The organism is Pseudomonas benzenivorans (assembly GCF_024397895.1).
Classification (GTDB): Bacteria; Pseudomonadota; Gammaproteobacteria; order Pseudomonadales; family Pseudomonadaceae; genus Aquipseudomonas; species Aquipseudomonas benzenivorans_A.
In genome coordinates this window covers 771,489-785,650 of record NZ_CP073346.1, presented here as the reverse complement: position 1 = coordinate 785,650, position 14,162 = coordinate 771,489, and the positions used below count along the sequence as shown (strand labels likewise).

At 64.1% G+C, this 14,162-nt stretch carries 12 protein-coding genes; 9 read left to right on the top strand and 3 right to left on the bottom strand.

From position 1 onward, the window contains the following. Positions 1–17: 17 nt before the first annotated feature. Both nagZ and KDW96_RS03585 read left to right on the top strand, forming a co-directional pair. Complete coding sequence (gene nagZ, locus KDW96_RS03590; protein ID WP_255839047.1) at positions 18–1,016, top strand: beta-N-acetylhexosaminidase; 999 nt, start codon at positions 18–20, stop codon at positions 1,014–1,016. Positions 1,017–1,026: 10 nt separating this feature from the next. Beyond that, positions 1,027–1,764, top strand: a complete 738-nt coding sequence (locus tag KDW96_RS03585; protein ID WP_255839046.1) for an S-methyl-5'-thioinosine phosphorylase — start codon at positions 1,027–1,029, stop codon at positions 1,762–1,764. A 59-nt stretch (positions 1,765–1,823) separates the two neighbouring features. Here KDW96_RS03585 and KDW96_RS03580 read toward each other — a convergent pair whose 3' ends face one another. Then, positions 1,824–2,360, bottom strand: a complete 537-nt coding sequence (locus KDW96_RS03580; RefSeq protein ID WP_255839045.1) for a CsiV family protein — start codon at positions 2,358–2,360, stop codon at positions 1,824–1,826. A 10-nt stretch (positions 2,361–2,370) separates the two neighbouring features. Next, positions 2,371–5,808 (bottom strand): transcription-repair coupling factor, encoded by a 3,438-nt coding sequence (gene mfd / locus KDW96_RS03575; RefSeq protein WP_255840621.1) that lies wholly within the window; start codon positions 5,806–5,808, stop codon positions 2,371–2,373. A 146-nt stretch (positions 5,809–5,954) separates the two neighbouring features. On the opposite strand from mfd, the gene KDW96_RS03570 reads away from it, so the two are divergent. After that, a complete protein-coding gene (locus KDW96_RS03570; protein WP_255839044.1) occupies positions 5,955–7,421 on the top strand; it encodes a glyceraldehyde-3-phosphate dehydrogenase in 1,467 nt (488 codons plus the stop codon). Between the two features lie 44 nt (positions 7,422–7,465). Here the strand turns inward: KDW96_RS03570 and KDW96_RS03565 are convergent, their stop codons facing one another. Beyond that, positions 7,466–8,035, bottom strand: a complete 570-nt coding sequence (locus KDW96_RS03565; RefSeq protein ID WP_255839043.1) for a chalcone isomerase family protein — start codon at positions 8,033–8,035, stop codon at positions 7,466–7,468. Between the two features lie 272 nt (positions 8,036–8,307). On the opposite strand from KDW96_RS03565, the gene KDW96_RS03560 reads away from it, so the two are divergent. The 6 genes from KDW96_RS03560 to nqrF are packed head-to-tail and all read left to right on the top strand — an operon-like array spanning position 8,308 to position 14,162. Beyond that, positions 8,308–9,645, top strand: coding sequence for a Na(+)-translocating NADH-quinone reductase subunit A (locus KDW96_RS03560; protein WP_255839042.1), 1,338 nt, complete (start codon positions 8,308–8,310; stop codon positions 9,643–9,645). 3 nt (positions 9,646–9,648) lie between these two features. Further along, the gene (locus tag KDW96_RS03555) at positions 9,649–10,860 is read left to right on the top strand and encodes an NADH:ubiquinone reductase (Na(+)-transporting) subunit B (RefSeq protein WP_255839041.1); all 1,212 of its coding nucleotides are present in this window, start codon (positions 9,649–9,651) and stop codon (positions 10,858–10,860) included. Continuing rightward, the gene (locus tag KDW96_RS03550; protein WP_255839040.1) at positions 10,853–11,641 is read left to right on the top strand and encodes a Na(+)-translocating NADH-quinone reductase subunit C; all 789 of its coding nucleotides are present in this window, start codon (positions 10,853–10,855) and stop codon (positions 11,639–11,641) included. Before KDW96_RS03555 ends, KDW96_RS03550 begins: the two co-directional genes overlap by 8 nt. Continuing rightward, a complete protein-coding gene (locus KDW96_RS03545; RefSeq protein WP_255839038.1) occupies positions 11,638–12,312 on the top strand; it encodes an NADH:ubiquinone reductase (Na(+)-transporting) subunit D in 675 nt (224 codons plus the stop codon). Before KDW96_RS03550 ends, KDW96_RS03545 begins: the two co-directional genes overlap by 4 nt. After that, positions 12,312–12,920: an NADH:ubiquinone reductase (Na(+)-transporting) subunit E gene (gene nqrE / locus KDW96_RS03540; protein ID WP_255839037.1), complete on the top strand. Its 609-nt coding sequence runs from the start codon at positions 12,312–12,314 to the stop codon at positions 12,918–12,920. The genes KDW96_RS03545 and nqrE overlap by 1 nt, the downstream gene beginning before the upstream one ends. A 15-nt stretch (positions 12,921–12,935) precedes the next feature. Beyond that, positions 12,936–14,162 (top strand): NADH:ubiquinone reductase (Na(+)-transporting) subunit F, encoded by a 1,227-nt coding sequence (gene nqrF / locus KDW96_RS03535; RefSeq protein ID WP_255839036.1) that lies wholly within the window; start codon positions 12,936–12,938, stop codon positions 14,160–14,162.

The following is a 14,162-nucleotide window of genomic DNA, read 5'->3' as shown; positions in this document are numbered from 1 at the left end:
TTCGAGTGAGTTCAAGCATGCAAGGTTCGCTGATGCTGGATATCGCCGGCACCTGGCTGACCGCTGGGGATCGTCGGTTGCTCAGCCAGCCCGAGGTCGGCGGGTTGATTCTGTTTGCCCGCAATATCGAGCACCCGCGCCAGGTGCGCGAGTTGTGCGCGGCGATCCGCGCGGTTCGTCCCGACCTGCTGCTGGCGGTGGATCAGGAGGGCGGGCGCGTGCAGCGCCTGCGCCAGGGCTTCGTGCGTCTGCCGGCGATGCGTGCGGTGGCTGACAATCAGAACGCCGAGGCGTTGGCCGAACAGTGCGGCTGGGTCATGGCCAGCGAAGTGCTAGCGGCCGGGCTGGACCTGAGTTTCGCCCCGGTACTGGACCTCGACCACCAGCGCAGCGCGGTGGTCGGCAGTCGCGCCTTCGAGGGCGATGCGCAGCGTGCCACTCTTTTGGCCGGCGCCTTTATTCGCGGTATGAATACGGCCGGGATGGCCGCCACCGGCAAGCACTTTCCGGGTCATGGTTGGGCCGAGGCAGACTCCCACGTAGCGATCCCGCTGGATGAGCGCAGCCTGGCCGAGATTCGCGCCAGCGATCTGCAGCCCTTCGTGCAGCTCAGTGGCCAGCTGGATGCGGTGATGCCGGCCCATGTCATCTATCCCCAGGTCGACAGCCAGCCGGCCGGTTTCTCGCGGCGCTGGCTGCAGGAGATCCTGCGCGGCGAGCTGCGGTTTGACGGGGTGATCTTCAGCGATGACCTGTCGATGGCCGGCGCCCATGTGGCCGGCGATGCGGCCGGGCGCATCGAGGCGGCTTTGGCGGCGGGTTGCGACATGGGCCTGGTGTGCAACGACCGGGCGGCTGCGGAGCTGGCCCTGAGTGCCTTGCAGCGCCTCAAGGTCTCCCCTTCGCCGAGGCTGGCGCGCATGCGTCGGCGGACCTTTCCGGGCGTCGAGTACCGCCAGGACCCGCGCTGGCTTAAAGCCCTGGCCGCCCTGCGTGCGGCTCAATTGATAGACTGAGGAAGCTTTGATGACTGTTTACGCCATTATCGGCGGCACCGGCCTGACCCAGCTGGATGGCCTGACCATCAATTCGGCATTGAATCTCGACTCGCCCTTCGGTCAGCCTTCGGCGCCGGTGCTGCGTGGCGACTATGCCGGGCGCGAGGTGCTGTTCCTAGCCCGTCACGGCCATCCGCACCGCATTCCGCCGCACCAGGTGAACTACCGCGCCAACCTCTGGGCGCTGAAGGAGGCAGGCGCCCAGGCGATCATCGCCGTCAATGCGGTGGGCGGCATCCATGCGGCCATGGGCACCGGACATTTCTGCGTGCCGCACCAGCTTATCGATTACACCTCGGGGCGTGGGCACACTTTCTATGAAGGCGAGCTCGAACATGTCACCCATGTCGACTTCAGTCACCCCTACGACGCGGACTTGCGCGACAAACTGTGCACCGCCCTGGCCGCCGAAAGCTGCGCGTTCAGCGGCCACGGTGTCTACGGCTGCACCCAGGGGCCGCGCCTGGAGACAGTGGCGGAAATCGCCCGCCTGGAGCGCGACGGCTGCGATATCGTCGGCATGACCGGCATGCCCGAGGCCGTGCTGGCCCGCGAGCTGTCGCTGCCCTACGCCTGCCTGTCGCTGGTGGTCAATCCGGCGGCCGGCAAGTCCACGGCATTGATCTCCATGGCGGAGATCGAGCGGGCTCTGGATGAGGGGATGGGCCAGGTCAAGGCCGTGCTGGCGCGCGTGCTGGTCGGATAGAGTTTTTTCGCCCACATTAAAAGGGCCGCATTGCGCGGCCCTTTTTTGTTGCGCTGGCTTTACAGCGGGCTGACGCGGATCAGCAGGCCGAGGCTGCCGTGGTCCAGGTAGGTCAGTTCGCCGGTCTTGAGGCGGCTGTCCTGCCTGATGCGCTCGCTGCCCTGCAGCAGGCCGCTGGCGTCGAACTGATTGACCCAGAGGTCGGCCTCCACGTCGATGAAGCGCGCCTGCTTGAGGCTGAGGGTGCCTTCCACGGGGAAATGACCGAACTGCTCGCCGCCGGTACTCAGCGCCACGCGACTGGCCGAGCCGGACAGGTTCTGCGACCAGGCCTTGTGCAGCAGCACCTGGTAGCCGTTGGCGGCCTTGAGCTTGGCGGCTTCGCTGTTCAGTGCAGTGGCGCGCTCGCCGCCCACGTCGATCGGCAGGGCGCCCTGGGCCCAGTCGTCCGGCGCCGGCTGGCTGGCGGGAACCGGTTCGCCGGACTGGCGGAAGACGATGACCTCGACCTGATACAGGCCGTCGGCGAACGCGGGGGGCGCGAGCAATAGGAGCAGGGTGAGCGGCAGCAGGGCCAGGGTGCGGAGTGCGCGCATGGTTGAGTCCTTAAGCGGCGGGGGTCAGGCGCTCGAAGAGCGCTTCCAGGGTGTTGAAACGAAGTTCCGGGCGCTCCATCGGCGCCAGGAACTTGAGCAGGGTGGCGCCTTCGAACTTGTAGCGGTTGGGCTGGCTCTGGATCAGCTTGATCAGGGTCAGCGGGTCGACGCAGGTGTCGGCGGCGAACTCCACGCGCCCGCCCTGGGGACCGGCATCGACCTTCTTGATGCCCAGGCGCTCGGCCTGCAGCTTGAGCAGGGTCAGGCGTACCAGGTTCTTGGTCGGCTCCGGCAGCAGGCCGAAACGGTCGATCATCTCCACCTGCAGCTCCTTGAGGCCGTCCTCATCGGTGGCCGAGGCAATGCGCTTGTAGAGGATCAACCGGGCGTGCACGTCCGGCAAGTAATCTTCGGGGATCAGGGCCGGGAGCCGCAGGTTGATTTCCGGGCCACCGCCCAGCGGTTGTTCGAGGTTGGGCTGTTCGCCCTTGCGGATGGCTTTGACCGCGCGCTCGAGCATTTCCATGTAGAGGGTGAAGCCGACCGCCTGGATCTGCCCGCTCTGGCCGTCGCCGAGCAGTTCGCCGGCGCCGCGGATCTCCAGGTCGTGGGTGGCCAGGACGAAGCCGGCACCCAGGTCCTGGGCGTTGGCGATGGCCTCCAGGCGCTTCTGCGCATCGTCGGTCACCTGCTTGCGCGGCGGCGTCAGCAGATAGGCGTAGGCCTGGTGGTGGCTGCGACCGACGCGGCCGCGCAGCTGGTGCAGCTGCGCCAGGCCGAACTTGTCGGCACGCTCGATGATGATGGTATTGGCGCTGGGGACGTCGATGCCGGTCTCGATGATGGTCGAGGCAATCAGCACGTTGAAGCGCTTGTGATAGAAATCACTCATGACCTGTTCCAGATCGCGCTCGCGCATCTGCCCATGGCCGATGCCGATGCGTGCCTCTGGTACCAGGACGGCCAGGTCGGCGGCGCACTTCTCGATGGTCTTCACGTCGTTGTGCAGGTAGTAGACCTGGCCGCCGCGCAGCAGCTCGCGCAGCAGGGCTTCCTTGACCACGCCGTTCTGCTGTTCCATGACGAAGGTGCGCACCGACAGGCGGCGCGCCGGCGGGGTGGCGATGATCGACAGGTCGCGCATGCCCGCCACCGCCATGTTCAGGGTGCGCGGAATCGGCGTGGCGGTGAGGGTGAGGATGTCCACCTCGCTGCGCAGGGCCTTGAGCTGTTCCTTCTGGCGCACGCCGAAGCGGTGTTCCTCGTCGATGATCACCAGGCCCAGGTTGTTGAACTTGACGTCGTCCTGCAGCAGCTTGTGGGTGCCGATGACGATGTCGACCTTGCCTTCGGCCAACTGCTGCATGGCCTCGCCGACTTCCTTGGCGCTCTTGAAGCGGCTCATGACCTCGACTTTGACCGGCCAGTCGGCGAAGCGATCGCGGAAACTGTTGTAGTGCTGTTGGGCGAGCAGGGTGGTGGGCACCAAGACCGCCACCTGGCGGCCGCTGTGCACGGCGATGAAGGCGGCCCGCATGGCCACCTCGGTCTTGCCGAAGCCGACGTCGCCACAGACCAGGCGGTCCATCGGCTTGGGCGCCAGCATGTCATCGCGCACCGCGTCGATCGCGGCCTGCTGGTCCGGGGTTTCCTCGAAGGGGAAGCCGGCGCTGAAGGTGGCGTAGTCGAGCTGCGGGTCGGCGAAGGCGTAACCCTCGCGGGCGGCGCGACGGGCATAGATGTCGAGCAGCTCGGCGGCCACATCGCGCACCTGCTCGGCGGCCTTGCGCTTGGCCTTCTGCCAGGTCTCCGAGCCGAGTCGATGCAGCGGCGCCAGGGCGTCGTCGCTGCCGGTGTAGCGGGCGATCAGGTGCAGGCTGGCCACCGGCACGTAGAGCTTGGCCTCCTCGGCGTACTGCAGGGCGAGGAATTCGGCGCTCTGGCCTTCGATCTCCAGGGTGATCAGCCCCTGGTAGCGGCCGACGCCGTGGTCGATGTGCACCACCGGCGCGCCTTCGCGCAGCTCGGTGAGGTTCTTGATCACATTGTCGCCACCATCGCGGGTCTTCTCCCGGCGGCGGCGCTGCATGACCCGTTGGCCAAACAGCGGGCTCTCGGCGATCAGCGCCAGTTCATCGAGCAGCAGGCCCTCGTCCAAGGGGGCGATGCAGATGGCCAGGCGCTCGCTGCTGGCGCTGAACGCCTCCCAGCCTTCGACTTCCCGGGGCTTGAGCTTGAGGCGGGCGAGCAGTTCCAGCAGCACCTCGCGGCGGCCGGCGGATTCGGCGCAGAACAGGATGCGCCCGGGATGGGCCTCGATGAAACGGCGCAGGGCGGCCAGCGGTTCGTTGGCCTTGGCCTCGATGGCCAGTTCCGGCAGTGGCTGGGCGTTGAAGCGCTGGCGGCCGACGCCCGGCTCGATATCCTCCTGGCTGATCACCACCCGCGGCCAGTCCTTCAAGCGGGCGAAACACTCCTCCACCGGCAGGAAGATGTCGGCCGGCGGCAGCAGCGGACGCTCGGGGTCGACCCGGCGTTCCTCGTAGCGGTTGCGCGCGTCGACCCAGAAGTGTTCGGCGGCCTTCTCGATGCCGGGCAGGGAGAACACCTGGGTGTCCTGGGGCAGGTAGTCGAACAGGGTGGCCGACTCCTCGAAGAACAGCGGCAGGTAGTACTCGATGCCGGCCGGGGTGATGCCGGTGGCGAGGTCCTGGTAGATCGGGCAGCGGCGGAAGTCGACGTCGAAGCGCTCGCGAAAGCGCCCGCGAAAATCGGTGACGGCCTTCTTCTCGAGGGGGAACTCCCGGGCCGGCAGCAGCTTGATCGATTCGACCTTGTCGATCGAACGCTGGGTCTCCGGATCGAAGGTGCGCAGGGTTTCGATCTCGTCGTCGAACAGGTCGATGCGGTAGGGCAGCTCGCTGCCCATCGGGAACAGGTCGATCAGCGCCCCGCGCACGGCGAACTCGCCATGCTCGTAGACGGTGTCGACGCAGCGGTAGCCGGCCGCTTCCAGGCGCAGGCGCATCTCGTCGACGTCGAGTTTCTGGCCGACATCCAGGACCAGGCTGCTGCCGAGCAGGAAGCGCTTCGGCGCCAGGCGGTGTAGGGCGGTGGTGATGGGCACTACCAGCACGCCATGCTTCAACTCCGGCAGGCGGTAGAGCGCGGCGATACGCTGGGAAATGATGTCCTGGTGCGGCGAAAACAGGTCGTAGGGCAGGGTTTCCCAATCGGGGAAATGCAGCACCGGCAACGACGGGGCGAAGAAACTCAGCTCCTGCTCCAGGCGCTCGGCGCTCTGGCTGTCGGCGGTCAGCAGCAGGGTGAAGCGCTGGACGGCGCTGGCGGCTTCGGCAATGGCCAGGCTCAGGGCGGCGCCGGGCAGGTTGCCCCAGTGCTGTTTTCCGGCGGTGGCCGGCAGGGGCGGCAGGCGCAGTACGGACACGGTCGGTAAAGGCACGGGCGGCTCACGGTCGTGGTACAAGGCCGGCGATTGTAGCGGGCGAGGGCGCATCGTGTCAGTTGCGACAGCTGTGCATTGCTCCTGCCTGCGCACGCCGTCATAATGTAGCCCCTTTTTTCAGCCCCTACATGTGGAAGGTATTGCCCGTGACTCAGAAGCCCGACCAGTGTCTTGGTGAGTGGATCGATCGAGAAGCCCTTGCGGAAGCGATGATTCCGATGATTGGTCAGCTCTATCGCAACAACAACGTGGTCACCTCGATCTACGGTCGTAGCCTGATCAACCGCTCCGTCATCCAGATTCTCAAAGCCCACCGCTATGCCCGTCATCGCCTGGACGGCGACGCCGAGCTGTCGGTGCATGACACGTTCCCCATGCTCAAGACCATGAGCGAGCTCAAGCTGGGTGCCGCCTCCGTGGACCTGGGCCGGATGATGGCCAAGTTCCTGCAAGAGGCCAACGGCCGTAGCATCGAGGAATTCGTGCGCGATGAGCTGGCGCCGGTCGCCGGTCAGCAGAATGCCGTGGCGCGCAAGGGTACCGACGTGGTGCTGTATGGCTTCGGTCGCATCGGTCGCCTGCTGGCGCGCATCCTGATCGAGAAGATCGGTGGTGGCGATGGCCTGCGCCTGCGCGCCATCGTCGTGCGCAAGGGCGCGGAGAACGACCTGGTCAAGCGTGCCAGTCTGCTGCGTCGCGACTCGGTGCACGGCCCCTTCGACGGCACCATCACCATCGACGAGGAAAACAGCACCCTGACCGCCAATGGCAACCTGATTCAGATCATCTACTCCAACGATCCGGCGTCCATCGACTACACCCAGTACGGCATCCAGGATGCCCTGCTGGTCGACAATACCGGCAAGTGGCGTGATGCCGAAGGCCTGGGCCAGCACCTCAAGTGCCCGGGCATCGATCGCGTGGTGCTGACCGCGCCGGGCAAGGGTGAGCTGAAGAACATCGTGCATGGTATCAACCATCTCGACATCACTGCCGATGACAGGATCGTGTCTGCCGCCTCCTGCACCACCAACGCCATCGTGCCGGTGCTCAAGGCGATGAACGACAAGTACGGCATCATCAATGGTCACGTCGAGACCGTGCACTCCTACACCAACGATCAGAACCTGATCGACAACTTCCACAAGGGCAGCCGTCGCGGCCGCAGCGCGGCGTTGAACATGGTGATCACCGAGACTGGCGCGGCCACCGCGGCGGCCAAGGCGCTGCCGGTGCTCAAGGGCAAGCTGACCGGTAACGCGATTCGCGTGCCGACGCCCAACGTGTCCATGGCGATCCTCAACCTCAACCTGGAGAAGTCGGTCGGTCGCGAAGAGGTCAACGAGTACCTGCGCTACATGGCGCTGCACTCTGATCTGCACAAGCAGATTGACTTCGTCAATTCCCAGGAAGTTGTGTCGACCGACTTCGTCGGCTCGCGTCATGCTGGTGTGGTGGACGCCGATGCGACCATCGCCAACGACAATCGGGTCGTCCTGTACGTGTGGTACGACAACGAGTTCGGCTACAGCTGCCAGGTGGTGCGCGTGATGGAAGACATGGTCGGGGTCAACCCGCCGGCCTTCCCGAGCTAAGCCTTTCACGGTCACTCGGAAACGGGAGCTTCGGCTCCCGTTTTTTATTGCCCAGGATTTGCCAGCAGCGTGTCGCGCAGTTGCTCGGACAGGCCGTTGGGGGCCAGCCAGATGCCCAGGTAGGCGCTGGCGAGTTCCGCGTCGTCGCTGGTGAAGACGGTCACGCCGTTGTGCTCCAGGCTGAGGCCGGCGCGGGGGCTGTAGTTCAGGGCGTAGCGGTCGCCGGGGCGGATGTCGCGGAAGTTGCTGTGGAGTGCGTCGAGTCCTGGGCGCAAGCGCTCGAGGGTGGCTGCGGCGTGCTGTCTGCGCAGGGTGACCCAGGCCGCTTCGATCAGGTCATCGCGCTCGATGTCGCGAAAATAGTACAGCTCCAGGCGTTTGCTGCTCTGGCTGGCGGTTGCCTGGGCGGGGCGCAGTCGGGGCTCGGTATAGAGGGCCGCTGCGTACACGTCCAGCCACAGGTAGTTGAGTACAGCCTGGTTCTTCAGCTCCAGTCGCGTCTGCTCCAGCGCCCTTTGTGCCGGGAAATCGGCCTGGCGCAGGCGTTCCTGGTCGCTGGCGAAGAGCGTGGGGCTCAGCAGAAGCAGGGCGGACAGGGCGAGTGGTCTGAGCATGGCGGGCGCCTGAGTGGCTGGGTGGTCTGTTTTCGTCTGCACGGTGCTCGGGGTCAAGCCGCCGAGTGTTGCGTGCTGTTGCGAAAGGCCAAAAAAAGCAAGCGCTTGGGTAGTAAGCCAGTGGGGGCGTCTTTATAATCAAGCGGATTTTTTACCCGCGTCCGGCATCATCACTCACGCCCATAATGCTATCGGCGTGAGCTCGGCTATTAGCTCGCCACCTGCCGTTCGTATTCTAAAAAAAGCTTATAAATCAGTGGTTAGGCAAACCTATGATCAAAATAAAAGATGGGCTCGACTTGCCCATGACGGGCGCGCCGGCGCAACGCATAGAGGCCGCCAGGCCGGTGCGTAGCGTCGCCGTCATAGGCTTCGATTATCACGGGATGAAGCCGACGATGGAGGTTCAGGTCGGTGACCGGGTCAAACTCGGTCAGGTGCTGTTCTCCGACAAGAAGACGCCGGGTGTGACCTACACCGCGCCGGGCGCTGGGGTGGTCAGTGCGATCCACCGCGGCGAGAAGCGGGTGCTGCAGTCGGTGGTGATCGACCTCGATGGCGACGACCAACTGACCTTCGCCCAGTATCCGGTGGCTCAGCTGGACAGCCTGAGCGCCGACCAGGTGCGCGAGAACCTGCAGCAGTCCGGCCTCTGGACCGCCTTGCGTACGCGCCCGTTCAGCAAGGTGCCGGCCATCGATGCGGTGCCCAGCTCGATCTTCGTCACCGCCATCGACACTCATCCGCTGGCGGCTGATCCGGCTGTGGTGATCGGCGAGTACGCCAGCGACTTCGAGAACGGCCTGAAGGTGCTGAGTCGTCTCGGCAAGGTCTTCCTGTGCAAGGCCGAGGGCGCGAGCCTGCCGGGTGAGCAGCAGGCCAACGTGCAGGCCGAGGCGTTTGCCGGCCCGCATCCGGCCGGCCTGACCGGCACCCATATCCACTTCCTCGATCCGGTCAGCGCCCAGAAGAGCGTCTGGTCGATCGGCTATCAGGACGTGATTGCCGCCGGCAAGCTGTTCACCAGCGGTCAGCTGTGGGTCGAGCGCGTCGTTGCCCTGGCCGGTCCGGTGGTCGAGCAGCCACGTCTGCTGCGCACCCGCCTGGGCGCCAATCTGGAAGAGCTGACCGCGGGCCAGCTGCAATCCGGCTACAACCGGGTGATTTCCGGTTCCGTGCTCGGCGGCCGCACGGCGCAGGGCGCCTTCGCGTTCCTGGGTCGCTACCACGTGCAGGTGTCCTGCCTGGCCGAGGGTGCCGATCGCGAGCTGATGCACTACCTGCGCGCCGGGGTCAACAAGCATTCGGTGCTGAACATCTTCGTCTCCAAGCTGATGGCGGCGAAGAAGTTCGCCTTCTCGACCACCACCAACGGCAGTCCGCGGGCCATGGTCCCGGTCGGCAACTACGAAGCCGTGATGCCGCTGGACATCCTGCCGACCCAGTTGCTCCGCTACCTGATCGTCGGCGACACCGAGATGGCCCAGAAACTGGGTTGCCTGGAGCTCGACGAAGAAGACCTGGCCCTGTGCACCTATGTGTGCGCGGGCAAGTATGAATACGGCCCGATCCTGCGGGATAACCTCGCCCGTATCGAGAAGGAGGGTTAATCCATGGGTATTCGCGATTTCCTCGACAAGATCGAGCACAACTTCGAGAAGGGCGGCAAGTACGAGAACTGGTATGCCTTGTACGAAGCCATCGACACCTTCTTCTACCGCCCGGGCAGCGTGACCAAGACCACCGCCCACGTGCGCGACGGCATCGACCTCAAGCGCATGATGATCACGGTCTGGCTGTGCACCTTTCCGGCGATGTTCTTCGGCATGTGGAACGCCGGCTATCAGGCCAACCTGATCTTCGCCAATAGCCCCGAGCTGCTGGCCGCTCAGGAGGGCTGGCGCTTCGCCCTGATCGGCTCGCTGGCCGGGTTCGACCCGAACAGCCTGTGGGATAACTTCATCCAGGGCGCGGCCTGGTTCCTGCCTGTCTATGCGGTGACCTTCATCGTCGGCGGTTTCTGGGAAGTGCTGTTCGCGTCGATCCGCAAGCATGAGGTCAACGAAGGCTTCTTCGTGACTTCCGTGCTGTTCGCCCTGATCCTGCCGCCGAGCATTCCGCTGTGGCAGGTGGCTCTGGGCATCAGCTTCGGCGTGGTGATCGGCAAGGAAGTGTTCGGCGGCACCGGCAAGAACTTCCTCAACCCGGCCCTGACCGGTCGTGCCTTCCTGTTCTTCGCCTACCCGGCGCAGATGTCCGGCGACGCGGTGTGGACCACCGTGGACGGCTTTGCCGGCGCCACGGCCCTGAGTCTGGCGGCTTCCGGTGGCATCGAGAACGTCATCAACCAGGGTGTCACCTGGATGGACGCCTTCGTCGGCACCATTCACGGCTCCCTGGGCGAGACCAGCACCCTGGCCATCCTGATCGGCGGCGGCGTGCTGGTGCTGACCAAGATCGCCTCCTGGCGCATCGTCTCGGGCGTGATGCTCGGCATGGTCGGCCTGACCCTGCTGTTCAACGCCATCGGTTCGGACACCAACCCGATGTTCGCCATGCCCTGGCATTGGCACCTGGTGGTCGGCGGCTTCGCCTTCGGCATGTTCTACATGGCCACCGACCCGGTGTCGGCGTCCATGACCAACACCGGCAAGTGGATCTTCGGCGCCCTGATCGGCGTGATGGTCGTGCTGATCCGTGTGGTCAACCCGGCATTCCCGGAAGGCATGATGCTGGCGATTCTGTTCGCCAACTTGTTCGCACCGCTGATCGACCACTTCGTCGTTCAGGCCAATATCAAGCGGAGGCTGGCACGCAATGTCTAGTCAAAAAGAATCTACCGTCCGTACGCTGACGGTGGCCCTGCTGGTGTGCCTGGTGTGCTCGGTGTTCGTCGCCGGCGCCGCCATCGCACTGAAGCCGACCCAGGTCGACAATCGCCTGCTGGACAAGCAGCGCAGCATCCTGGCCATCGCCGGTCTGGGCGATCCTTCGATGAGCGGCAAGCAGGTCAAGGAGCTGTTTGCCAGTACCATCACCGCGAAACTGGTCGATCTGGAGAGCGGCAGTTTCTCCGATGCCCATGATCCGATCACCTTCGATCCACTCAAGGCGTCCAAGGACCCGAAACTGTCCAGCGCGCTGCCAGCCAGTGAGGACATCGCCGGGATCAAGCGTCAGGAGCGTTTCTCCACTGTGTACATGGTGGAGCAGGACGGTCAGGTGCAGACGCTGATCCTGCCGGTGCGTGGCTACGGCCTGTGGTCGACCCTGCACGGTTTCATCGCCGTCAAGGGCGACCTCAATACCGTGGTCGGCATGGGCTTCTATCAGCATGGCGAAACGCCAGGGCTGGGCGGCGAAGTCGACAATCCCAAGTGGAAGGGGCAATGGCCGGGCAAGACGCTGTTTGATGAAAGCGGCGATCTGGCCGTGGAAATCGTCAAGGGCGGCGTCGATCCGCAGAGTTCGCAAGCCGAGCATCAGGTCGACGGTTTGGCCGGCGCCACCCTGACCAGCAAAGGGGTGGATAACCTGCTGAAGTTCTGGCTCGGTCAGAACGGCTTCGGTCCGTTTATCGCTAATCTTCGCGCAGGGGAGGCTTGATCATGTCGCAGCCGACTATTAAAGAAGTCCTGCTCAATCCGATTTTCAACAACAACCCCATCGGCCTGCAGATCCTCGGGATCTGTTCGGCCCTGGCGGTGACCTCGAACCTGCAGACCGCCCTGGTGATGTCCGCGGCGCTGACCCTGGTGACCGGTTTCTCCAACCTGTTCATCTCGATGATCCGCAGCCAGATCCCCAGCTCGATCCGCATGATCGTGCAGATGGTGATCATCGCCTCCTTGGTGATCGTGGTGGATCAGGTGCTCAAGGCCTACGCCTTCAGTCTGTCCAAACAGCTGTCGGTGTTCGTCGGCCTGATCATCACCAACTGCATCGTGATGGGCCGCGCCGAAGCCTTCGCCATGCAGAACCCGCCGGTCTTGTCGTTCTTCGACGGCATCGGCAACGGCCTGGGCTACAGCGCATTCCTGATTGCCCTGGGCATCATCCGCGAGCTGTTCGGCGCCGGTAAGCTGATGGGCTACGAGATCATTCCGGTGGTCAACGACGGTGGCTGGTACCAGCCCAACGGCATGCTGCTGCTGCCACCTTCGGCCTTCTTCCTGATCGGCCTGTTCATCTGGGCCATCCGCAGCTGGAAAACCGACCAGGTCGAGAGCAACGCCTACAAGATGGCCCCACAGGTCTCGAATAAGGAGGCTTACTAATGGAGCATTACATCAGCCTGTTCGTCCGGGCGGTGTTCGTTGAGAACATGGCGCTGGCGTTCTTCCTGGGCATGTGCACCTTTATCGCCATCTCGAAGAAGGTCGAGACGGCGATCGGCCTGGGTATCGCCGTGGTGGTGGTGCTGGGTATCACCATGCCGGTCAATAACCTGATCTACACCAATATCCTCAAGGATGGCGCGCTGGCCTGGGCCGGCATGCCTGAGGTCGACCTGAGCTTTCTCGGCCTGCTGACCTTCATCGGCGTCATCGCGGCGATCGTGCAGATCCTCGAGATGACCCTGGATAAGTACGTGCCGGCCTTGTACAACGCCCTCGGCGTGTTCCTGCCGCTGATCACGGTGAACTGCGCCATCATGGGCGGCTCGCTGTTCATGGTGGAGCGGGACTACAACCTGGCGGAAAGCACTGTCTACGGTATCGGTGCCGGTGTTTCCTGGGCCTTGGCGATCGCCGCCCTGGCGGGGATCCGCGAGAAGCTCAAGTACAGCGACGTTCCAGCCGGGCTGCAGGGGTTGGGCATCACCTTCATCACCATCGGCCTGATGTCACTGGGCTTCATGTCCTTCTCTGGCGTGCAGTTGTAAGGAAGGGATGAACAGATGATCAATTTCGAGATATTCCTGGCGATCGGCATGTTCACCGCCATTGTGTTGGCGCTGGTGCTGATCATTCTCGCGGCGCGCGCCAAGCTGGTCTCCAGCGGTGACGTCAGCATCGAGATCAACGGCGAGAAAACCATCACCGTGCCGGCCGGCGGCAAGCTGCTGCAGACCTTGGCCGAAAACAACATCTTCCTGTCCTCGGCCTGCGGCGGCGGCGGCACCTGTGCCCAGTGCAAGTGCATCGTCGAAACCGGTGGCGGCGAGATGCTGTCCACCGAAGAGTCGCACTTCACCAAGCGCGAGGCCCGCGAGGGCTGGCGCCTGTCCTGCCAGACCCCGGTCAAGCAGGACATGAAGATCGAAGTGCCGGAAGAAGTCTTCGGCGTGAAGAAGTGGGAATGCACGGTGGCGTCCAACCCCAACGTCGCGACCTTCATCAAGGAGCTGACCCTCAAGCTGCCCGAGGGCGAGAACGTCGACTTCCGCGCCGGCGGCTACGTGCAGCTCGAGTGCCCGCCGCACACCGTCCACTACAAGGACTTCGACATCCAGGAGGAGTACCGCGGCGACTGGGACAAGTTCAACCAGTGGAAGTACGTGTCCAAGGTCGAGGAGACCGTGATCCGTGCCTACTCCATGGCCAACTACCCGGAAGAAGTCGGTCTGGTGAAGTTCAACATCCGTATCGCTTCGCCGCCACCGGGCAAGGATCACCTGCCGCCAGGCCAGATGTCCTCCTGGGTGTTCAGCCTCAAGCCGGGTGACAAGGTCACGGTGTACGGACCCTTCGGCGAGTTTTTCGCCAAGGAAACCGATGCCGAGATGGTCTTCATCGGTGGTGGTGCCGGCATGGCGCCGATGCGCTCGCACATCTTCGACCAGCTCAAGCGCCTGAAGTCCACGCGCAAGATCAGCTTCTGGTACGGCGCGCGCTCCATGCGCGAGGCCTTCTACAACGAAGAGTACGATCAACTGCAGGCCGAGAACCCGAACTTCCAGTGGCATCTGGCCTTGTCCGACCCGCAGCCGGAAGACAACTGGACCGGCCTCAAGGGCTTCATCCACAACGTGCTGTACGAGAACTACCTCAAGGACCATCCGGCCCCCGAGGATTGCGAGTTCTACATGTGCGGCCCACCCATGATGAACGCCGCGGTGATCAAGATGCTGGTCGACCTGGGTGTGGAGCAGGAAAACATTCTGCTCGACGACTTCGGCGGCTAA